General features: G+C 63.8%; 18 protein-coding genes. 8 read left to right on the forward strand and 10 right to left on the reverse strand.

Going from position 1 to position 20,830, the window contains the following annotated elements; translation table 11 throughout:
* The first annotated feature begins 20 nt into the window (after positions 1-20).
* Both M729_RS0106940 and M729_RS0106945 read left to right on the forward strand, forming a co-directional pair.
* The gene (locus M729_RS0106940) at positions 21-1,118 is read left to right on the forward strand and encodes a methionine ABC transporter ATP-binding protein (protein WP_027161151.1); all 1,098 of its coding nucleotides are present in this window, start codon (positions 21-23) and stop codon (positions 1,116-1,118) included.
* Positions 1,099-1,755: a methionine ABC transporter permease gene (locus M729_RS0106945; protein WP_027161152.1), complete on the forward strand. Its 657-nt coding sequence runs from the start codon at positions 1,099-1,101 to the stop codon at positions 1,753-1,755. Before M729_RS0106940 ends, M729_RS0106945 begins: the two co-directional genes overlap by 20 nt.
* A 16-nt stretch (positions 1,756-1,771) precedes the next feature.
* Here M729_RS0106945 and M729_RS01000000134720 read toward each other — a convergent pair whose 3' ends face one another.
* On the reverse strand, positions 1,772-2,149 hold the full coding sequence (locus M729_RS01000000134720; protein ID WP_348626661.1) for a Fic family protein: 378 nt from the start codon (positions 2,147-2,149) through the stop codon (positions 1,772-1,774).
* Positions 2,150-2,165: 16 nt separating this feature from the next.
* On the opposite strand from M729_RS01000000134720, the gene M729_RS1000000139165 reads away from it, so the two are divergent.
* Positions 2,166-2,423, forward strand: a complete 258-nt coding sequence (locus M729_RS1000000139165; RefSeq protein ID WP_245267550.1) for a hypothetical protein — start codon at positions 2,166-2,168, stop codon at positions 2,421-2,423.
* 191 nt (positions 2,424-2,614) lie between these two features.
* On the opposite strand, the gene M729_RS0106955 is transcribed toward M729_RS1000000139165, so the two are convergent.
* The 4 genes from M729_RS0106955 to M729_RS0106975 all read right to left on the reverse strand — a co-directional run bounded on the left by M729_RS0106955 (position 2,615) and on the right by M729_RS0106975 (position 8,628).
* Complete coding sequence (locus tag M729_RS0106955) at positions 2,615-3,745, reverse strand: aminomethyltransferase family protein (protein ID WP_032808070.1); 1,131 nt, start codon at positions 3,743-3,745, stop codon at positions 2,615-2,617.
* A gap of 154 nt (positions 3,746-3,899) precedes the next feature.
* A complete protein-coding gene (locus M729_RS0106960; protein ID WP_027161154.1) occupies positions 3,900-4,676 on the reverse strand; it encodes an ABC transporter substrate-binding protein in 777 nt (258 codons plus the stop codon).
* A 123-nt stretch (positions 4,677-4,799) separates the two neighbouring features.
* Entirely contained in the window at positions 4,800-6,542 is a 1,743-nt protein-coding gene (locus M729_RS0106970) for a hydantoinase B/oxoprolinase family protein (protein ID WP_027161155.1), read from the reverse strand.
* 1 nt (position 6,543) lies between these two features.
* Positions 6,544-8,628, reverse strand: coding sequence for a hydantoinase/oxoprolinase family protein (locus tag M729_RS0106975; protein ID WP_027161156.1), 2,085 nt, complete (start codon positions 8,626-8,628; stop codon positions 6,544-6,546).
* 221 nt (positions 8,629-8,849) lie between these two features.
* On the opposite strand from M729_RS0106975, the gene M729_RS0106980 reads away from it, so the two are divergent.
* The 5 genes from M729_RS0106980 to M729_RS0107000 all read left to right on the forward strand — a co-directional run bounded on the left by M729_RS0106980 (position 8,850) and on the right by M729_RS0107000 (position 15,305).
* Positions 8,850-9,677 carry a ferredoxin--NADP reductase gene (locus tag M729_RS0106980; RefSeq protein WP_027040179.1) on the forward strand — a complete coding sequence of 276 codons (828 nt, stop codon included), beginning with the start codon at positions 8,850-8,852 and terminating at the stop codon, positions 9,675-9,677.
* 152 nt (positions 9,678-9,829) lie between these two features.
* Complete coding sequence (deoC, locus tag M729_RS0106985) at positions 9,830-10,879, forward strand: deoxyribose-phosphate aldolase (protein ID WP_027161157.1); 1,050 nt, start codon at positions 9,830-9,832, stop codon at positions 10,877-10,879.
* A gap of 70 nt (positions 10,880-10,949) precedes the next feature.
* A complete protein-coding gene (locus tag M729_RS0106990) occupies positions 10,950-13,322 on the forward strand; it encodes an aldehyde dehydrogenase family protein (protein ID WP_027161158.1) in 2,373 nt (790 codons plus the stop codon).
* Positions 13,323-13,508: 186 nt separating this feature from the next.
* Positions 13,509-14,240, forward strand: coding sequence for an SDR family oxidoreductase (locus tag M729_RS0106995; protein ID WP_013528567.1), 732 nt, complete (start codon positions 13,509-13,511; stop codon positions 14,238-14,240).
* Positions 14,241-14,459: 219 nt separating this feature from the next.
* Positions 14,460-15,305 carry a fumarylacetoacetate hydrolase family protein gene (locus tag M729_RS0107000; protein WP_013528568.1) on the forward strand — a complete coding sequence of 282 codons (846 nt, stop codon included), beginning with the start codon at positions 14,460-14,462 and terminating at the stop codon, positions 15,303-15,305.
* A 166-nt stretch (positions 15,306-15,471) separates the two neighbouring features.
* Here M729_RS0107000 and M729_RS0107005 read toward each other — a convergent pair whose 3' ends face one another.
* From M729_RS0107005 to M729_RS0107025, 5 genes are all read right to left on the reverse strand, one after another.
* A complete protein-coding gene (locus tag M729_RS0107005; RefSeq protein ID WP_024502143.1) occupies positions 15,472-16,470 on the reverse strand; it encodes an ABC transporter ATP-binding protein in 999 nt (332 codons plus the stop codon).
* Positions 16,471-16,485: 15 nt separating this feature from the next.
* On the reverse strand, positions 16,486-17,547 hold the full coding sequence (locus M729_RS0107010) for a Gfo/Idh/MocA family oxidoreductase (protein ID WP_027161159.1): 1,062 nt from the start codon (positions 17,545-17,547) through the stop codon (positions 16,486-16,488).
* Positions 17,544-18,383, reverse strand: a complete 840-nt coding sequence (locus tag M729_RS0107015; RefSeq protein WP_027161160.1) for a carbohydrate ABC transporter permease — start codon at positions 18,381-18,383, stop codon at positions 17,544-17,546. Before M729_RS0107015 ends, M729_RS0107010 begins: the two co-directional genes overlap by 4 nt.
* 11 nt (positions 18,384-18,394) lie before the next feature.
* Complete coding sequence (locus M729_RS0107020) at positions 18,395-19,324, reverse strand: sugar ABC transporter permease (protein WP_027161161.1); 930 nt, start codon at positions 19,322-19,324, stop codon at positions 18,395-18,397.
* 244 nt (positions 19,325-19,568) lie between these two features.
* Entirely contained in the window at positions 19,569-20,828 is a 1,260-nt protein-coding gene (locus M729_RS0107025; protein ID WP_013528574.1) for an ABC transporter substrate-binding protein, read from the reverse strand.
* Between the last annotated feature and the right edge of the window lie 2 nt (positions 20,829-20,830).

Raw genomic sequence — 20,830 nt, forward strand, 5'->3', positions numbered from 1 at the left:
TTTCGGGAACAGGAATATTCATGAACCAGCATATCACGGCATCCGGGAAGACCGCCGATCCGACCCAGACCCGGCCCGACGCATCTCAGGATGTCGTGCGCCTTGTCGACCTGAAGCGCCATTTCGGTGTGACGGCGGCGCTCGACGGCATTTCGCTGACCGTGCGCAAGGGCGAGATCCTCGGTATCATCGGCCGCAGCGGCGCCGGCAAATCGACGCTGATCCGCTGCCTGAACGGGCTGGAACGGCCTGACTCCGGCGAGGTGTTCATCGAGGGCCGCGAGATCAGCCGGCTCGGCGAGCGCGACCTGCAGCCGCTGCGGCGGCGCATCGGCATGATCTTCCAGCATTTCAACCTGCTGTCGGCCAAGACCGTCGAGGACAATGTGGCGCTGCCGCTGAAGATCGAGGGCCGCCCCAAAGCCGAGCGACTGAAGCGCGCCGCCGAACTGCTCGATCTCGTCGGCCTGTCGGAGAAAGCCAAGGCCTATCCGGCGTCGCTGTCGGGCGGCCAGAAGCAACGGGTCGGCATCGCCAGGGCGCTTGCCGCGCGCCCGGCGCTGCTCCTGTCGGACGAAGCCACCTCGGCGCTCGATCCGGAGACGACGCGCTCCATCCTCGCACTGCTCAAGGACATCAACCGGCAGCTTGGCCTGACCATCCTTTTGATCACCCATGAGATGGAGGTGATCCGTTCCATCGCCGACCGCGTGGCGGTGATCGACGCCGGACGCATCGTCGAGCAAGGGCCGGTCTGGTCGGTGTTTGCCGACCCACAATCAGACATCACCAAAAGCCTGCTCGGCGCCATCCGGCCGCAGCTGCCAGCCGAACTGGCGGCCCGGCTGCTGCCGGCGGCCGGCGCGGAGACGATTCTGCGCGTGGATGTGGCCGGCGAAGCGGCAAGCAGGCCATTGCTGTCCGACCTTGCCACGGCTGTTCCAGGCGCCTTCCGCCTCGTCCATGGCGGCATCGACCATATCCAGCAGCAGCCGGTCGGCACGCTGTTCCTTTCGGTTCCCGGCAGCGATGCAAATCATCTTGCTGACATCATCACATTCCTGAAGGCCCGCCAGGCGCGGGTGGAGGTCCTTGGCCATGTCGCCAATCCTGTTTGAACTTCTGCTGCGTTCGATCTGGGAGACGGTGCTGATGACGGCCGCCTCCGGCCTCATCTCGCTGGTCTTCGGCCTGCCGCTCGGCCTGGCGCTGATTGCTACCGAACGCGGCGGCATTGCCGAAAGCCTTTGGGTGAACCGGGCGCTCGGCGCCATCATCAACGGCTTCCGCTCGGTGCCCTTCATCATCCTTCTGGTGGCGCTGATCCCGGTGACGCGGCTGATCGTCGGCACCTCGATCGGCACATGGGCAGCCATCGTGCCGCTGTCGATCGCCGCCACGCCCTACTATGCGCGCATCGCCGAAGTGTCGCTGCGCGAAGTCGATCGCGGGCTGATCGAGGCGGCGCGCGCCATGGGCGGCAACCGCTGGACGATCATCCGCGAGGTGCTGGTGCCAGAAGCCCTGCCCGGCATCGTCGCCGGCTTCACGGTGACGCTGGTGACGCTGATCGGTGCGTCAGCCATGGCCGGCGCGATCGGCGCCGGCGGCCTCGGCGACCTCGCCATCCGCTACGGCTACCAGCGTTTTGAGACGTCGGTGATGATCGCAGTGGTCATCGTGCTGATCATCCTGGTCTGCGGCATCCAATGGGTGGGGGATCGGTTGGTGGCGAGGCTGGATAGACGGGGGTGATTGTTAGGCCGACGAACTAGGCGATGATGTCTTCTATCAGTGCTTGCAATGACGCTTCTGAACCGCTGAAACTGTCGATCATGGCTTGAATGACGCGATCCCGTTCAAGGATGTCGTCATTGAATGTCAGGCCCGCGTGCTCGGCGAGCATCGCAAGGAAGGTGAGCTGGGTTCGGCCGTTGCCTTCGCGAAACGGATGCACGGCGTTGATCTCCGCGACGATGTGCGCCAGATGCTTCGCAAAGCTGGTGCCGTCGAGATGAGCTAAGCGGTCGGGATTGCCGAGTTCGCGAAAGACCCGCGCCATCTCGGTGGCGATGTGTTCGGGATAGCAGAACCAATTGCCGGCCTTGCCGATGCGGATGGTGCGCGGCTGACCGGCCCAGCCACACATCCTGGAACAGGTGCCGGTGCAGGCCGAGATAGTGACGGTAGTCGAGTTCGCCTGCCGGCAATGGCTCGTCAGCGCGAGTCAGGAACAGCGCGAGATCGACTTCATCAAGCTCAGCCTGGTCGCGGATGTCCAACAGGTTAATGAGCACCGTCGTGCCGGGGTAGCACAGCGGATCGAACTCAGCGGCGTAGACCAACGTCTATTTCTTCTTGCGGATTTCTTCCTTGATGAACGAACGCCGCTCATCACCGGACAGTCCGTGTCGTACGCCTAGGGCGAGTAATTTCGCCATGCGAGGCGATAACGTCATGCCTTCCACGGCGCTGATTTTCTCGCCGCGCTCGCTGGTCAGCACGAACTGGCCGGTCTTGGCTGAACGACTGGCTCGTGAGCTAGGAGACTTCATTTCGAGACAATATCATAACCATTGAGGAGAGACCAAAATGATTTCCAGGGTAAGCCCAGTTAGCCGCGCAACCTCCCCCCCTCGGGATCGAAGAACGGTATCGGCGCCACGACCGCACGGGTCGGCCTGCCATCGATGTCGATGCTGAGTTCGGTGCCAATCGCGGTGAAAGGCAGCCGCAGGTGCGCCGTGGCCAGCACCTTGCCCAGGGAATAGCCGTGATCGCTGTAGGTGACGGTGCCGGCGTCCTCGCCATCGGCCAGGACCCTGGCATCGGTGGCGGCCGGTTTGTCGCCGTCGAGGATCAGGCCGACCCATTGCTCGTCGAGGCCCTTGTCGCGGACCTTGAGCAACGCTTGCCGGCCGACGAAATCGCCCTTGTCGAACTTGATCCAGCGGTCGAGCCCGACATGGAACGGGGTGCGGCTCTCGTCCATGTCGATGCCGTGCGCCGGATAGGCCTTTTCCAGGCCCAGCGTGAACATTGCCAGCACGCCATAGGGTTTCAGGCCAAAGTCCCGGCCGGTCCGCATCAGCGCGTCCCAGACCGAAGCGGCCTCGTCGGCCGGCACGAACAGCTCGAAGCCGAGCTCGCCGGTGACCCCGGTGCGCGAGATCAGCACCCGCGTGCCGTTGATGTGGCCTGACGTGAACGACCAGCGTTTCAGCCCGTCCAGATCGGCATCCGAGATCATCGCCTTCAACAGTTCGCGCGAGCGCGGGCCCTGGATGGTCGGGAAGGCGATGGCTGCGGTTATGTCGGTGACATAGGCTTTGCGACCCTGCGCGTGATGCAACAGCCAGGGCAGCATCTTCAGGCGGTTGACCGAGCCGGTTACCAGCATGAAGTGCTCCGGACCCAACCGAAACACGGTGAGGTCGTCCATGATGCCGCCATCCTCGCGGCAGACCGTGGAATAGCGGACCTGGCCCGGTTTCATGGCAGCGGCATTATTGACGATGACATGGTTGACCAGCGCCTCGGCGTCCGGCCCCTTGATGTCCATCTTGCCCATGGTGCTGAGATCCTGCACGCCGACATTTTTGCGGGTGTTCAGGTGCTCGTCGGCAATGCCGGAATAGGTTTTGGCCGAGATGAAATCGCCCCCGACACGACCCATGGTCGCGCCCAGCCCGACGATGCTGCTGTAGAAAGGGGAACGCCGCTCAGCCAAGGAAGTCTCCATCATGAATTGCGATCCAGAGACCGTTTCGAAATTCGCTCTGGCGAGTCATATGATGGTGGTTTCGAGAACCGGAGCGCAGCGGACATTCAGGTCCGTGAGCACCGGAAGCGCAGAAAACGCCTTCAGATGGCCGCCAGAGTAGAGTTTCCAAACGGTCTCAGCTGCCGTAGACGTCGAACGAGAAGTACTTGTCGTTGATTTCCTTGTACTTGCCATTGGCGCGCAGCGCGTCGATGGCCGCATTGAGCTTGTCGGCCAGTTCCTTGTTGCCCTTTTGCAGGGCGATGCCGACGCCGGGGCCGTGTATGGCCGGATCGGCGGTCAGCGTGCCGAGCAGCTTGCAGCAGGCGCCGTCTGGCTTCTTCAACCACTCGGTCAAGATGATCGACCCGTCCATCATCGCGTCGAGGCGGCCATTGGCCATGTCGGTGCGGGCATCGTCGCCCGTCGGATAGGCTTTGACCGTCGAGCCTGCATATTTCTGGTCGGCGAATTTCTGGTGGATGGTCGCGGTCTGCACGCCGAGCGCCTTGCCTTTCAGATCATCGGGCGACGTGCCCGCGATGGTCGAATCCTTGGGCACGGCGATAGCCGGCGGCGTCTGGTAGTATTTGTGGGTGAACTCGACCTTCTCGGCCCGCTCGGGTGTGATGGTGATGTTGATGATCGCGTCGAACTTGCCGGCCTGCAGCGCCGGGATCGAGCCATCGAAATCCTGCACGCTGAACTCACACTCGGCCTTCATCTCAGCACACAGCGCCTTCCCCAGCTCGATGTCGAAGCCACCCAGCGTGCCGTCGGCACTGGCGTAGTTGAAGGGCGGATAAGCGCCTTCGGTGCCGATCCTGAGTTTTTTATCCTGGGCGGAGGCGGCACCCGTGGCAAGGGTGAGGGTGACGGAAGCGGCAAGCACGAAACGACCGAAAAGACGCATGTTCGAGATCCCCGTTGAAAGCGGGAAGTCTACGGTCTTCCAGGCGCGCGGCGGAGACGGAAACGACATGCGCTGCGGCGATCACGGCGCGGCGAGCAGACCAGGCGATCGATCGATGATGTGTTAGCCGACGCGCTGCTTGTCGGTGGCCGTCCGGTCGATGGCCAACTCCCCGGCCGAGAGGACAACGCCAAACTTCTCGGTGGCTTCCTCTGATGTGTAGTACCCCAGCGCCACGTCGCGCAGCACAAGATCGGCATCGCGCTGCAGCGGATCGCCATAGCCGCCGCCGCCCGGCGTGCCGACGCGCACGCGGTCGCCGGCCTTGAGCGCAATGTCCTGTTCCTTGGACAAATGCGGCGGCACGTGTTCCTCGCCGTTGCGGAAGACGGTCACCGTGTTGACGGCGCCGTCCTTGCCGCCAAGCGCGCCCTGCGGGCCGAACCGGCCATGGTCCATGACGAAGGAAGCGCGGGCGTCGCCGCGCAGGATTTCCACCTCATAGGCGAGGCCGAAACCGCCGCGATGCTTGCCGGCGCCGCCGGAGCCTTCACGCAAGGCGTAGTGGCGGTAGAGCACCGGGAATGCCTGTTCCATGATCTCGACCGGCGGCGACTTGGAGATGCCGATGGTCGAGCAGCCATTGGTCAGGCCGTCATGGCCTGAATTGCCGCCATAGCCGCCGCCGGAGATCTGGTACATGACGTAGTCGCGGCCGCGTGCCGGGTCGTTGCCGCCGAGCGCGAAATTGCCGCTGGAGCCGGCGGGCGCCGCCGTCACCTTCTCCGGCAATGCCTGCACCATCGCCGCGAACACCGCCTCGGCGATGCGCTGCGACACCTCGGCGGCGCAGCCCGAGACGGGCCGCGGATATTTGGCGTCGAGGAACGTGCCTTCCGGCCGCTTGACGATCAGGGGTTCGAAGGCGCCGGCGCTGATCGGTACATCCGGGAAAATGTGGCGCATGGCGAGATAGACCGAGGATAGGGTCGTCGCCAGCACGCTGTTCATCGGCCCGGCGCAGGGCTTTGACGAACCGGTGAAATCGAAGGTCAGCGTGTCGCCCTGTTTTTCGACGGCGAGCGCGATGATCAGCGGCTCGTTGACCACCCCATCGGAATCGACAAAGGCCTTCGAATGGTAGGTCCCGTCGGGAATGGCTGAGATGTTGGCGCGCATCTGCTCGGCCGCGCGGCGGCGCAGTTCGGCGATCGCCTCTACAACCGTTTCATCCCCGTAACGATCCAGGATTCCATTCAGCCGATCCTGACCGATCAGCAGTGCGGCGGCCTGGGCCCTGATATCGCCGATGCGCTGGTCGGCGACGCGGATGTTGGAGCAGATGATGGCGTAGATTTCCGGGTCGAGCACGCCCTTCTTGAACAGTTTGACCGGCGGCAGCCGCAGGCCTTCCTGCTCCACGGCAGTCGCCGAGGCTGAAAATCCGCCCGGCACCGAGCCGCCAATGTCGGGCCAATGGCCGGTGTTGGATAGCCAGCAGAAAATCTTGACGTCCCGGTAGACCGGCATCGCGAAGCGCACATCCATCAGATGGGTGCCGCCGAGATAGGGATCGTTGACGATGTAGATGTCGCCCGGTTCCGGCGCCAGGCAACGGCCGTCGGCGATCATCTCGATCACCGTCCTGGTCGAATATTGCATGACGCCGACGAACACCGGAAGGCCCTGGCTGCCTTGCGCGATCAGCGAACCGTCGACAGCCGAATAGATGCCGTCGGAACGGTCATTGGCCTCGGCGATGACAGGCGAGAAGGCGGCGCGAGAGAACGTAAGGTCCATCTCGTCGCAGACCTGCTGCAGGGCCGCCTGGAGGACCGAAAGGGTGATGGCGTCGAGCTTTGCCATATCAGGCCTCGCCAATGTCGATGATGATGTTGCCGTCAGCGTCGCTGCGTGCGCGGTCGCCGGGTTCGAGCACGGTGGTGGCGTCCATCTGTTCGAGGATCGCCGGGCCTTCGATGATTGCATCGAGCGGCAGCTTTTCGCGCGCATATACGGGCGTGTCGTGCCAACGGCCGGCATACCAGACCGGCCGGATTTCGCGCCGCGCCTCGTCCAGCGTTGCTGCGCGCCCCGCCGGATCGATCAGGCGCGACAGATCGATCGCCAGACGCACGCCGGTGACCGATGTATTGAGATTGACGAGATTGGCTCGGATTTCCGGCAGCTCGACCTTGAAGCGGGCGAAATAGGCCTTTTCGAAAAGCTGCTGCAGCGTTGCCCGGGTCACCGAGGAGGACGGCAGCGCCACGTTGAGGATGTGGGTCTGGCCGACGAACTGCATGTCGGCGGAGTGGGTGACGCGGATCGTCTCCGGCTTTACCGCTTCCTTGCCGATCAGTTCCTCGCCTTCGTTTCGGTGCCGTTCCAATACCGCGTGAAGATGCGTTTCGTCGAGCACCGATACCGGCTGGTTGATGGTGTTGACGAAGTCGTGGCGCAGGTCGGCAACGACGCAGCCGAGCGCGTTGGTGATGCCTGGACGCGCGGGCACCAGCACCTTGGGCAGGCCGAGTTCGCGCGCCAGGGCAGTCGCATGCAGCGGCCCGGCGCCGCCGAAGGCGAACAGCGCGAAATCGCGGGGGTCATGACCGCGTGACACCGACACCATGCGGATGGCGCCGGCCATCTTCATGTTGCCGAGCCGCAGCACCGCGCCCGCCGCCTCGACGCCGGACAGGCCGGTCGGCTTGCCGATTTTCTCCTCGAAGATGCCGGTGACGCGCTCTGATGTGACCGGGTTTTCGACCGCCAGCAGCTTCTTCGGCGCCAGCCGGCCGAGCACCAGATTGGCGTCGGTGATGGTCGGATCGAGGCCGCCGCGCCCGTAGCAGATCGGGCCGGGATTGGCGCCGGCGCTTTCCGGGCCGATCTGGATCAGGCCGGCCGCGTCGACGCGGGCGATCGAGCCGCCGCCGGCGCCGACCGTGTGCACCGCCACCATCGGCACATGGATCGGCATGGCATATTCGATCTCGATCTCGTTCGAGACAGCCGGCTCGGCATTGCGGATCAGCGCCACGTCGGTCGAAGTGCCGCCCATGTCGTAGGTGACGAGGTTTTCGAAGCCGGCACGTTTTCCGGTGTAGGCGGCGGCGATGACGCCCGAGGCCGGACCGGACATGACAGTCTTGGCCGATTCACGTGTGACGAAGCGGGCCGAGATCATGCCGCCATTGCCGTTCATGATCAGGAAGTCGCGGGCATAGCCTTTTGCAGCCAGTTCCTTGCGCAGCCGCTCGACATAGCGCTCGAGGATCGGCTGCACCGAGGCGTTGACCGAAGCGGTGACGCCGCGCTCGAACTCGCGCGCCTCCGACAGCAGCGCATGGCCTGCCGTGATGTAGCCGTTCGGCCAGAGCTCGGCGGCAATTTCGGTGGCGCGCCGCTCGTGCGCCGGATTGGCGTAGGAATGCAGGAAATGGATGACGAGGGATTCGCAACCGGCCGCGATCAGCGTCTGCACCGCCTCGCGCATTTCGGCCTCGTCGAGCGGTGTGCGTATCGCACCCGACGCCTCGACGCGCTCCGACACTTCGAGCCTGAGATTGCGCGGGATGATCGGCACGAAGCTGCCGGTCATGCCATAGGCCTGCGGCCGCGTGCGCCGGCCAAGCTCGATCACGTCGCGAAAACCGCGCGTGGTGATCATGCCGGTTTTCGCCAGCCGGCGTTCGAGCACCGCATTGGTGGTGGTGGTCGTGCCATGCACGATGAGGTCGATGCCGTCGATCGGAAATCCGGTGGCGCCGAGCGCCGAAACGACACCGAAGGCCTGGTTGTCGACCGTGGTCGGCGTCTTGGCCAGATACACCCTGCCGCCATCGCTTCCGTCGATCAGGAGCAGGTCGGTGAAGGTGCCGCCGACATCGATACCGGCAACGACATTTCCCCGGGAATCGTGCGCTTGCGCCGAAATATTCTCTTCCATCGTCGAAACCCGAAATGCGCGGACTACGGATATGCGTCAGTTTGGAAAGCTGTTTTAAGGGAGCATCTTGACGCAAATATCGTTTGTATACTAATAAATTCCGGACACAAGAGCTTGCCGCTTTGGAGTGTGCGAACAGCACGCCGGGACCTGAATGGTCCGGGCGCGCAAGTGAAGGTTTGGCGCCCGCGTCCGTGAGCTGGGCCAGAAGGTTGGATTTGATGAACACCACATCCGCTCTCAACACCGTCGGCGCCCGACCGCTGCAGTTCCCGATTCCGGCCAATGTCTATGCCGAAACCGTGGTCTCGGTGAAGCACTACACCGACCGGCTGTTCTCGTTCCGCATCACCCGTCCGCAGTCGCTGCGCTTCCGCTCCGGCGAGTTCGTCATGATCGGCCTGCCCAATGCGGAGAAGCCGGTGTACCGCGCCTATTCGGTGGCGAGCCCGGCCTGGGACGAAGAGCTGGAATTCTTCTCGATCAAGGTGCCGGACGGCCCGCTGACTTCGGAGCTGCAGAAGATCCAGGTCGGCGACACCGTCATCATGCGCCAGAAGTCGACCGGCACGCTGGTGGTCGACGCGCTGACGCCGGCCAAGCGGCTGTTCATGATCTCGACCGGCACCGGCATCGCGCCCTTCGCCAGCCTGCTGCGCGACCCCGACACCTACGAAAAATTCGATCAACTGATCCTGACCCATACCTGCCGCGACAATGCCGAGCTGACCTATGGCCAGGAGCTGGTCGCAGCACTTGAAAGCGACCCGCTGATCGGTGAACTGACCACTGGGCGCGTCACGCTCTACAATTCGACGACCCGCGAGGAATCGGCACGCATGGGCCGCATCACCGCGCTGATCGGCTCCGGCAAGTTCTACAGCGATCTCGGCATCGACAAGCTCAACCCGGAAACCGATCGGATCATGATCTGCGGCTCGATGCATATGCTGAAGGACGTCAAGGAACTGGCCGAAAGCCTCGGCTTCGAGGAAGGCTCGCTGAGCCATCCGGCGACTTTTGTCGTCGAGCGCGCCTTCGTCGGCTGAGCCGCACCAACATCTCGAAGTCTACGTTTTTGACCGCACGGTCAAAAACTGCTGCTTTCGCCGCCTTTTTCGGTTATGACCGCCCGCAGGACTCGTGAAGTACGGCTTCACGGGCTATCTTCGGCATACGTCGCTGAATGAAAGGGCAGGAGATGAGCAGCACAATCCGCGAAGCCGATGTCGGCCCGTCCAAGGTGACGCCGCTGCCGGCGCGTGCCGCCGCCAATACAGCCGTCCCGCACGATCATCGCATTGCGCGCAACCCCGGCATGAAGCTCGACCTTGGCTTCATGGAATCGGTGCGCAGCGTCAATCGCTCGGCGCTGGAACGGCGCGTCGCCAGCCTGACCAAGCGGCGCTCGATCAAGGCCGACAACCAGGCCGCCTGGCTGCTGCGCGCCGTCGCCTGCATGGATTTGACGACGCTGAATTCCAACGACACCGAGGAGCGCGTGCGCCGGCTCTGCGCCAAGGCGATCAACCCGTTCCGCCGCGACATTGTCGAGGGCCTCGGCATATCAGGTGAAACCATCCGCCCGGCCGCCGTCTGCGTCTACCACCCCTTCGTTGCCACCGCCGTCGATGCGGTGCGCGGCACTGGCATCCATGTCGCCGCCGTCTCCACCGCCTTTCCGCATGGCCTGGCGCCGCTGTCGACCCGTTTGCAGGAGATCGAGGCCTCGGTCCGTGACGGCGCCGACGAGATCGACGTCGTCATCCCGCGCGGCCTGGTGTTCGGCGCCAAGTGGCGGGAGCTTTACAATGAGATCGTCTCGATGCGCGTCGCCTGCGGTGATGCGCATCTGAAGGTCATCCTCGGCACCGGCGACCTCGCCACGCTGCGCAATGTCATGCTGGCCTCGATGGTGGCGATGATGGCGGGCGCCGATTTCATCAAGACCTCGACCGGCAAGGAAAGCGTCAACGCGACGCTGCCCGTCGGCCTCGCCATGGTGCGTGCCATCAGGGCCTATTTCGAGGAAACCGGCTATCTCATCGGCTTCAAGCCGGCCGGCGGCATTTCCACGGCCAAGGCCTCGCTCGACTGGCTGGTGCTGATGAAGGAAGAGCTCGGCCGGCCATGGCTGGAGCCGGACCTGTTCCGCTTCGGCGCGTCGAGCCTCTTGACCGACATCGAGCGCCAGCTCGAGCACCATCTGACCGGACATTATTCGGCCAATCATCGCCACGCGATGGCGTGAGCCTTTACCCCCACCCCGATCGGCTTTTGCCGATCGACCCTCCCAGGCGGGAGGGTGAAGGAGGCACCTGATGAACATTCTCGACCGCTACCACGCCATGGAGTACGGCCCGGCACCGGAGGCCCGCAACGAGGCCGACGCCTGGCTTGCCGCGCGCGATTTCGGCAAGGCGCTGTTCATCGGCGGCGACTGGAAAGCCGCTGCCGGCGGCAAGACCTTCGAGACCAGCGAGCCGTCTTCCGGCAAGCTGCTGGCCGAGGTCTCGGATGCCAATGCCGCCGATATCGACGCGGCGGTTGCGGCCGCCGCCAAGGCGCTGCCGAAGTGGTCGGCAGCCTCAGGCTATCAGCGTGCCAAAGTACTCTATGCCATCGGCCGCGCCATGCAGCGGCATCAGCGCCTGTTCGCGGTGCTTGAGACCATCGACAACGGCAAGCCGATCCGCGAAAGCCGCGATATCGACGTGCCGCTGGCGATCCGCCATTTCATCCACCATGCCGGCTGGGCGCAGGCGCTGGACAGGGATTTCCCCGGCCATAGAGGTGTCGGCGTCGTCGGCCAGATCATCCCGTGGAACTTTCCGTTGCTGATGCTGGCCTGGAAGATCGCGCCGGCGCTCGCCGCCGGCTGCACCGTGGTGCTGAAGCCGGCCGAGTTCACGCCGCTGACCGCCATCCTGTTCGCCGAGATTTGCGAGCGTGCCGGCGTGCCGAAGGGCGTCGTCAACATCGTCCAGGGCGGCCCTGAGGCCGGCGTCGCCATCGTCAACCATCCCGGCGTCCAGAAGATCGCCTTTACCGGCTCTTCCGAGGTCGGCAAGATCATCCGCAAGGCCACCGCCGGCTCGGGCAAGAAACTGTCGCTGGAGCTCGGCGGCAAATCGGCTTTCATCGTCTTCGAGGATGCCGATCTCGACAGCGCCGTCGAAGGCCTGGTCGACGGCATCTGGTTCAACCAGGGCCAGGTCTGCTGCGCCGGTTCGCGGCTCCTGGTGCAGGAAGGCATAGCCGACGCCCTGATCGCCAAGGTCAAGACGCGGATGAGCCGGCTGCGCGTCGGCAGCCCGCTGGACAAGAACACCGATATCGGTCCGCTCGTCGATCTGACCCAGCTCGAGCGCGTCAAGGGCCTGGTTGCCGAAGGCGCCAGACAGGGCGCCGTCTGCTGGCAGCCGGATGCCGCGCTGCCGTCCTCCGGCTACTACCATCTGCCGACGCTCGCCACAGGTGTTTCGCCGGCTAACATATTGGCGCAAGAAGAGGTGTTCGGCCCTGTTCTGGCGACCATGACCTTCCGCAACACCGAGGAAGCGATCGAGCTCGCCAACAACACGCGCTATGGCCTCGCCGCCTCGGTGTGGAGCGAGAATGTCAACCTTGCCCTGCACGTCGCGCCGCAATTGAAGGCCGGCGTGGTCTGGGTCAACGGCACCAACATGTTCGACGCCGCCTGTGGCTTCGGCGGCTACCGCGAGAGTGGTTTCGGTCGTGAGGGCGGGCGCGAGGGCATGTTCGAATATCTCACGGCAAAATTGCCGCTCGGCCCGGTCATCAAGCCGGCGACGATGTCGGCGCAACCGGTCGAGCAGGCCGATGGCGCGGCAATCGACCGTACGGCAAAGCTGTTCATCGGCGGCAAGCAGGTACGGCCGGACGGCAATTATTCGCTCGCCATCGCCACCGCCAAGGGCAAGCTTGCCGGCGAAGTTGGGCTCGGTAGCCGCAAGGATATCCGCGATGCCGTCTCCGCCGCCCGCGGTGCCAAGGCCTGGCCGGAGGCGACCGCCTATAACAGGTCCCAGGTGCTCTATTATCTGGCCGAGAACCTTTCCGGCCGCGCCGGCGAGTTCGCCGCCCGTCTCACCGAATTGACCGGCGCTACGCCCAAGGCCGCGCGGGAAGAGGTAGAACAATCCATCGAGCGGCTGTTCCTCTATGCCGGTCTGGCTGACAAATTCGAGGGCCGCGTGCACCAACCGCCCGCGCGTGCCGTGACATTGGCGCTGCACGAGCCGGTCGGCGTCGTCGGCATCGTCGCGCCGGATGCCTCGCCGCTGCTCGGCCTGATCTCGCTGATTGCACCCGCACTCGCGATGGGCAACACCGTGGTCGCAGTGCCGTCGGAGCGCTACCCGCTGCTGGCGACCGATCTCTACCAGGTCATCGAATATTCCGACATTCCCTCAGGCGCCATCAACATCGTCACCGGTCGCAGCGCCGAACTCGCCGGCGTGCTGGCCAAGCATGACGATGTCGACGGGCTTTGGGTATTCGCCGATGCCGAGACCTGCGCCAAGGCGGAGGCCGCGTCCATCGGCAACCTCAAGCGCGTCTGGAGCGGCAATGGCCGCGGCATCGATTGGGCATCCGACCAAGCCGCCGGCGACGCCTTCCTGCGCCGCGCCGTCGAGGTCAAGAATGTCTGGGTGCCTTACGGCGATTGATGGCCTGCCGGTACTGTTCAGATCGTGTTCGGGCTTGACGCCCGGACAGATGTTCTTTAACGAGAAAAAACATCTTTATCAGTGAACGGTCAACGGCGCAGGCTGCACGATCACGCGTGACTGGCACATGACGCCTTGGCCAGCCGCAGGTAGACCCGGACTATCCCAGCGGACGAGGAGAACAGCATGGCGGATCTGGCAGGCAAGGTCGTTGTCGTCACGGCAGCGGCGCAAGGGATCGGCAAGGCGAGCGCACTGGCCTTCGCAAAAGCCGGCGCCATCGTCTACGCCACCGACATCAACGAGACGCTGCTGGCGGAACTCGCCAAGACGCCAGGGATCAAGACCCGCAAGCTGGACGTGCTCAACGACGAAGCCGTCAACGCCGCCTTTGCCGAGATCGGTGTCGTCGACGTGCTGTTCAATTGCGCCGGTTTCGTCCATTCGGGCTCGATCCTGGAGATGAAGGACGGCGACCTCGATTTCGCGCTGAACCTCAATGTCCGCGCCATGATCCGCACCAGCCGGGCCGTGCTGCCCGGCATGCTGGAACGCGGCGACGGATCGATCATCAACATGGCCTCGCTGGCCAGTTCCACCAAGGGCGTGCCCAACCGCTTCGTCTATGGCCTGACCAAGGCCGCGGTCATCGGCCTGACCAAGGCGATAGCCGCCGACTATGTCGGCAAGGGCATACGCTGCAACGCCATCTGCCCCGGCACGGTCGAGAGCCCGTCGCTGCAGGACCGCATGCACGCGCAAGGCGACTATGATGCCGCCCGCGCCGCCTTCATCGCCCGCCAGCCGATGGGCCGGCTCGGCACGCCGGAGGAAATCGCCGATCTGGCCGTCTACCTGGCCGGCGCCACGTACACGTCCGGGCAGGCCTACAATATCGACGGCGGCTGGTCGATCTGACTGCGGAAATCTTGCGTGGGCCGGACGATCTGGCCCGTTGCCGGCGTTTAACAGGGGATCGAACAGTCTGAAAATCCCGCGCGCCGGCTATCTTGTATGGCGATCGCGCTTGTCCGTAGTCAGGTCGATGGGTACGGTCCGCCGGTTCCTTGAAGGAGCAATCGCCTTGGCGGAAAGTTTGCAAAAGGCCACGAGGCCGCAATCAGGAGAAGGATTTAGATGAAACTGCTGCGCTATGGCGAGGTGGGAAGCGAACGTCCCGGCCTGCTCGATGCGGATGGAACGATCCGTGATCTCTCCGCTCACGTCACCGATATCGGCGGCAAGGCACTCGATCCGGCATCGCTGGCAGCACTCGCCAAGCTAGATCCGAAGTCGCTGCCGGCGGTTTCCGGCAGCCCGCGCCTCGGCGCCTGCGTTGCCGGCACGGGCAAGTTCATCTGTATCGGCCTGAACTATTCCGACCACGCCGCCGAGACCGGCGCCACCGTGCCGCCGGAGCCGATCATCTTCATGAAGGCGAGCTCGGCCATTGTCGGGCCGGATGACGACGTGCTGATCCCTCGCGGCTCGGAGAAGACCGACTGGGAAGTCGAGCTGGCCGTGATCATCGGCAAAACCGCCAAATATGTCAGCGAGGCCGATGCGCTCGACTATGTCGCCGGTTATAGCGTTGCCCACGACGTCTCCGAACGCGCCTTCCAGGCCGAGCGCCAGGGCCAGTGGACCAAGGGCAAGAGCTGCGACACCTTCGGCCCGACCGGCCCATGGCTGGTGACCAAAGACGAAGTGGCCGACCCGCAGAACCTCAAAATGTGGCTGACCGTCAACGGCAAGACGATGCAGAACGGCTCGACCAAGACCATGGTCTATGGCGTCAAGTATCTGGTTTCCTATCTCAGCCAGTTCATGTCGCTGCACCCCGGCGACATCATCTCCACCGGCACGCCGCCCGGCGTCGGGCTGGGCATGAAGCCGCCGGTGTTCTTGAAGGCCGGCGATGTGGTTGAACTGGGCATTGAAGGCCTGGGGCAGCAGAAGCAGACGTTCAAGGCGGACGTTTAGGCAGTACATTTCGGGGTCGGCGCTGCCCCCTCATCCGGCCGCTTCGCGGCCACCTTCTCCCCGCTGGGGAGAAGAGACTGGCGTCGGCGCTGACAATCTCCTCTCCCCTCGGGGAGAGGTCAGCCGAGCGAAGCGGAGGCTGGGTGAGGGGGCTGCGCCGGCGTATCTACTTCAGCACCTTCCCATCCGCACCAAACCGATACGTCTTCGCCGGATCCGGCGTCGCATACAGCGTGGCACCCGGCTCGGCATCGTAAACACCAAAAATCCGCACGGTGATCAGCCCGGCCTTCTCGCAGTCGAGATAGAGGTTGGTGTCGGCGCCGAGATGCTCGGCGTGCACCACCGTTCCCTTCCAGGAGCCGGATTTCGGATCGACGGTCAGATGTTCCGGCCGCACGCCGATGGTCCTGGCGGTTTCGCCGAGACGGGCGCCGTCGACGAAATTCATCTTCGGTGAGCCGATGAAGCCGGCGACGAACTCATTTGCCGGCGAATTGTAGAGCTCCATCGGGCCACCGATCTGCTCGATTTTCCCTGCGTTGAGCACCACGATCTTGTCGGCCAGGGTCATCGCCTCGACTTGGTCGTGGGTGACGTAGATCATCGTCGCCTTCAGCCGGCGGTGCAATTGCGCGATCTCGAGCCGCGTGTTGACACGCAGCGCGGCATCGAGGTTCGACAGCGGCTCGTCGAACAGAAACAGCTTCGGCTCGCGCACCACGGCGCGGCCGATGGCGACGCGCTGACGCTGGCCGCCGGAGAGTTCGGCCGGCCGCCTTTCGAGATAGGGCTCCAGCGACAGCATCGACGAGGCGATGCCGATGCGGCGCTCGATCTCCGGGGTCGGCGTGCCGGCCTGCTTGAGGCCGAGGCCCATATTGTTCTTCACCGTCAGATGCGGATAGAGCGCATAGGTCTGGAACACCATGGCGATGCCGCGCTTGGCCGGCGGCGTGGCCGAAACGTCCGCGCCATCGATGACGACGCGGCCCGAGGTCGAATCCTCCAGTCCGGCGATGACCCTGAGCAGGGTCGACTTGCCGCAGCCGGACGGCCCGACGAAAACGACGAACTCGCCGTCGTTCACTTCGAGGTTGATGCCCTTCAGCACCTCGACCGGCCCAAAGGCCTTCTTCACGTTCTCGATGTTCAGCGAGCCCACGGCTTAGTCCCTGTTCTAGAGTTTGACGGCGGCGCCACTGCGCACGCTCTCGTCGGCGGCAAGGCAGACGGCGAGCGATTTGACCGCGTCGTCCATATGTTTGGTGAGATCGAGATCCTCGCGGATTGCCTTCAGCACGAAGGCCTGTTCGAGGTCGCAGAGGTCCTGATGGCCGGGTTCGCCCTCCATCGACAACATCTCGTCTGGCTTGGCGAACTTGCCGTCCGCGCCGGTCGCCGCATTGTGCAGGCGGATGGTCGAGGTCTTGGTGTGGGTGTCGATGTCATCGGACTTCACACCTTCCTTCATGACGATCGACACGCAGCCATTGGGCGAGATGACGTCCTTCACGAAGAAGGCGGTTTCCGAAATCATCGGCCCCCAGCCGGCCTCATACCAGCCGACCGAACCGTCATCGAACAGCACCTGCAAGTGGCCGTAATTGTACATCGAGGGCGCGACCTCGTCGGTCAGCCGCACGCCCATGCCGCGCACTTCCACGGGCTTCGCATCGGTAATCTGCAGCATGACGTCGAGATAGTGCACGCCGCAGTCGACGATCGGCGAGGTCGTCTGCATCAACTGCTTGTGCGTCTCCCAGGTATGGCCCGAGGATTGCTGGTTGAGGTTCATGCGGAAGACGTAGGGGCCGCCGAGCTTGCGCGCTTCGGCGATGAGCCTGATCCAGGACGGGTGATGGCGCAGGATGTAGCCGATCACCAGCTTCCTGCCGTTGGCCTTGGCCGCCGCGACGACGCGCCTGGCATCGGTCACCGTCGTTGCCAGCGGCTTTTCGACGAAGACGTGGCAACCGGCCTCGAACGCCTTCACCGCATAGTCGGCATGGCTGTCGGAATAGGTGGCGATGCAGGCGACATCGGGCTTTTCGTCACGCAATGCCTCGTCGAAGGAGCGCCTGATGCCGTAACCCGACAGCCCGTCCGGCAGCGGCACGTCGGAGCGATTGATCAGCGCCGCGATCTGGAAACCTGGATTGGTATGGTAGGCCAGCGCATGGCTGCGACCCATATTGCCGAGGCCGGCTACGACAACGCGGAGGGGTGTTTCAGAGGTCACTTGACGGCTCCGGAGGTGATGCCGCGGATCAACTGCCGCGAGAAGATGACGTAGAGGATCAGCACCGGCATGATCGCCAGCGACAGCGCCGCCAGGATAGCGTTCCAGTTGGTGACGAACTGGCCGAGGAACAGCTGGGCGCCGAGCGTCACCGTCTTGGTTTCTTCCGACGGCGCCAGGATCAGCGGGAACCACAGGTCATTCCAGATCGGGATCATGGTGAAGACGGCGACGGTTGCCATCGACGGCCTGACCAGCGGCAGCACCAGGCGGAAGAAGATGGTGTATTCCGACAGGCCGTCGATGCGGCCGGCATTCTTCAGATCGTCGGACACCTGCTTCATGAACTCCGACAGGATGAACACGGCAAGCGGCAGGCCTTGCGCGGTGTAGACCAGGATCAGCGCCGTCAGCGTGTTGACCAGCCCGCTCGCCACCATCAATTGCAGGATGGCGACGGTGCCCAGCCGGATCGGGATCATGATGCCGAGCGCCAGATAGAGCCCCATCAGCGAATTGCCGCGGAAGCGGTATTCCGACAGCGCAAACGCTGCCATGGCGCCGAACAGGAGCACGAAGAACAGCGAGGCGACAGTGACGACGAGGCTGTTCTGGAAATAGTGGAAGAAGTCGCCCTGGCCGATGACGGTGGTGTAGCCGATCAGGTCGAAGGTCTTTGGCGTCGGCGGCGTCAGTGGCGCGCCGAAGATGCCGGCGCGGGACTTGAACGAGTTCATGATCACCAGGATCACCGGAAACAGCGCGATCACCGTGTAGGTCAACAGGATCGCATGGGCGCCGATGGTGCGGGGCACGGAACGGGTGGCGGTGCTCATCTCTCGGCCCCTCAGAACTGGTAGCGACGCAGGCGCGTCTGGACGAGGAAGAGATAGACGCAGACGCCGCCGAGGATGATCAGGAACATCATCGTGGCGATCGCCGCGCCCATATTGGGGTCGCCGACCTGCAGCTGGAAGCCGAAGAAGGCGCGGTAGAGGAAAGTGCCGAGAATATCGGTCGAATAGTTCGGCCCGGCGAGCGCGCCTTGCGCGGTGTAGATCAGGTCGAAGGCGTTGAAATTGCCGACGAAGGTGAGGATCGAGATGATGCCGATCGACGGCAGGATCAGCGGCAGCTTGATCTTCCAGAACTGCGCCAGGCCGGTGATGCCATCGCATTCGGCGGCCTCGATCACCTCTTCGGGGATCGACAGCAGGGCGGCGTAAATCAGCATCATCGGGATGCCGACGAACTGCCACACCGAAATCAGGCTGAGTGCGGTGAGTGCATATTGTTCCTTCCCGAGCCATGGCGTGAACAGGCTTTTCAGGCCGACGAGATCCATCAGATGCGGCGCTACGCCCCACAACGGGGACAGGATCAGCTTCCAGGCGAAACCGACGATGACGAAGGACAGGATGGTCGGCACGAAGATCGCCGTGCGGTAGAAGGCCGCGAACCTCAGTCTCGGGCTGGACAGAAGCGCGGCCAGCATGACGCCGATCGGGTTCTGCACCAGCATGTGGATGATAAAGAACCAGGTGTTGTTCCTCAGCGCGTTCCAGAAACCCACCGACCAGTTGGGATCGCCGAACAGCATGCGGAAGTTTTCCAGCCCGACGAAGACCTGGTGCTGCTCGATGTTGCGGAACAGCGAGAGCTGCAGCGTGCCGGCGAGCGGCAGGATCATGATTGCCGTGTAGACAAGCACCGCCGGCGCCAGGAAGACGCCTATATGCCAGCGGAACGGTCTTTTCGCTCTGATATCTGCGGCCATGAGTTCGGTCCCCGCCGTCTCTCGGTTCCAAAGGGTATCGATCTAGATGATGCGTCGATGCACGGCCCGACCATTCCTGCCGATGCGGCAGGAACAAAGGCCTGCGACTGATCAGCTAGCCTTCCCCGAAGAGAGGGTAAGGCCGGGAGGCGGTGCCGACAATCGCAATCTGAATAGGCGCACTTTGAATGAGGTAGTCCGGAACCGGCCAGGCGTGCGCCGGCCGGTTCCATTACCTGAGCTCTTACTTGGCCGGATGGTACCAGCTGTCGAGGCCGGTCTGCAGCTTCTTGGCCGCCGCTTCCGGCGTATCGGTGCCGTTGATGACGTTGGCCGATTCAACCCAGGTCTCGTTCTCGAGGTTCGGCGTGCCGCGCGACAGGATCTGGTAGGTCGAGCGGATCGTCGACTTGCACTTGCCGCGCCAGGAGACGAATTCCTGCGCCAGCGGGTCTTCCATCTTCACCGGCGAGGAGTTCAGGCTGAAGAAGCCCGGCAGTGCGTTGGCGTAGATGGTGGCGAAATCCGGCGAGGCGACCCAGGACAGGAAGGTCTTGGCCGCATCGGCGTTCTTCGAAGCCGCATTCAGGCCCATGCCGATATCGGTATGGTCGGAGATGTAGCAGGTGTCGCCGGCCTTCTCGACCGGCGGCGGGAAGGCGCCCATCTTGAACTGCGCCTGGGTGTTGAACAGGCCGATCTCCCACGAGCCGGCCGGGTAGATGGCGGCGCGGCCGAGCGTGAACAGGTTCTGGCTGTCCGGATAGGTCTGCGCCTCGAAGCCATCGCCGAGATAAGGCTTCCACTTGGCCAGTTCCTCATACGGCGCGACCCAGTCCTTGTCGGTCAGCTTCTGATCGCCCTTGATCAGCGCCGCGCGGCCGTCCTCGCCCTTCCAGTAGTTGGGGCCGATGTTCTGGTAGCCCATGGTCGCGGCTTCCCAGAGATCCTTGGTGCCCATCGCCATCGGGATGTAGGTGCCGTCGGCCTTGATCTTGTCGAGCGCGGCGAAGAACTCGTCGCGGGTCTCCGGCACCTTGATGCCGAGCTTGTCGAAGGCGTCCTTGTTGTAGATGAAGCCGTGGATGACCGAGGCCATCGGCACGCAGAAGCTCGCCTTGCCGTCGTCGGTCTGCCAGGCGGACTTGGCCACCGGCGAAAAGTTCTCCATGCCAGGCAGCGCCGAGAGATCGGCAAGGTTGCCCTTCTTGAACAGCTCAAGCGACTTGTCGAACGGGCGGCAGGTGATCAGGTCGCCCGCCGAGCCGGCGGCGAGCTTGGCGCCGAGCGCGGCGTCATATTCGGTCGGAGCCGAGGGTGCGAACACGACCTTGATGCCCGGGTTCTTGGCTTCGAAAGCCGGGATCAGCTTGTCCTTCCAGATGGCAAGGTCGTCGCCGCGCCAGCTTTCGATGTTGAGCGTTACGTCGTCGGCGTGAGCCAACCCGGCCGAGCCGAGAATGCTGGTGCCCAAAAGCAGTGCCGTCAGTAGTTTCGTTGTCATGC

It is taken from the genome of Mesorhizobium sp. WSM1293 (assembly GCF_000513875.1).
Taxonomy (GTDB): domain Bacteria; phylum Pseudomonadota; class Alphaproteobacteria; order Rhizobiales; family Rhizobiaceae; genus Mesorhizobium; species Mesorhizobium ciceri.

Bases quoted from the DNA above. Each gene is read 5' to 3' on its own strand.
- M729_RS0106940 (WP_027161151.1), top strand. From the start codon at position 21: ATGAACCAGCATATCACGGCATCCGGGAAGACCGCCGATCCGACCCAG.
- M729_RS01000000134720 (WP_348626661.1), bottom strand. From the start codon at position 2,149: ATGTGTGGCTGGGCCGGTCAGCCGCGCACCATCCGCATCGGCAAGGCC.
- M729_RS0106970 (WP_027161155.1), bottom strand. From the start codon at position 6,542: ATGGCAAAGCTCGACGCCATCACCCTTTCGGTCCTCCAGGCGGCCCTG.
- M729_RS0107015 (WP_027161160.1), bottom strand. From the start codon at position 18,383: ATGAGCACCGCCACCCGTTCCGTGCCCCGCACCATCGGCGCCCATGCG.
- M729_RS0107000 (WP_013528568.1), top strand. From the start codon at position 14,460: ATGAAACTGCTGCGCTATGGCGAGGTGGGAAGCGAACGTCCCGGCCTG.
- M729_RS0106995 (WP_013528567.1), top strand. From the start codon at position 13,509: ATGGCGGATCTGGCAGGCAAGGTCGTTGTCGTCACGGCAGCGGCGCAA.
- M729_RS0106990 (WP_027161158.1), top strand. From the start codon at position 10,950: ATGAACATTCTCGACCGCTACCACGCCATGGAGTACGGCCCGGCACCG.
- M729_RS0107025 (WP_013528574.1), bottom strand. From the start codon at position 20,828: ATGACAACGAAACTACTGACGGCACTGCTTTTGGGCACCAGCATTCTC.
- M729_RS0106955 (WP_032808070.1), bottom strand. From the start codon at position 3,745: ATGATGGAGACTTCCTTGGCTGAGCGGCGTTCCCCTTTCTACAGCAGC.
- M729_RS0107020 (WP_027161161.1), bottom strand. From the start codon at position 19,324: ATGGCCGCAGATATCAGAGCGAAAAGACCGTTCCGCTGGCATATAGGC.
- M729_RS0106975 (WP_027161156.1), bottom strand. From the start codon at position 8,628: ATGGAAGAGAATATTTCGGCGCAAGCGCACGATTCCCGGGGAAATGTC.
- M729_RS0106960 (WP_027161154.1), bottom strand. From the start codon at position 4,676: ATGCGTCTTTTCGGTCGTTTCGTGCTTGCCGCTTCCGTCACCCTCACC.
- M729_RS0106980 (WP_027040179.1), top strand. From the start codon at position 8,850: ATGAACACCACATCCGCTCTCAACACCGTCGGCGCCCGACCGCTGCAG.
- deoC (WP_027161157.1), top strand. From the start codon at position 9,830: ATGAGCAGCACAATCCGCGAAGCCGATGTCGGCCCGTCCAAGGTGACG.
- M729_RS0106945 (WP_027161152.1), top strand. From the start codon at position 1,099: ATGTCGCCAATCCTGTTTGAACTTCTGCTGCGTTCGATCTGGGAGACG.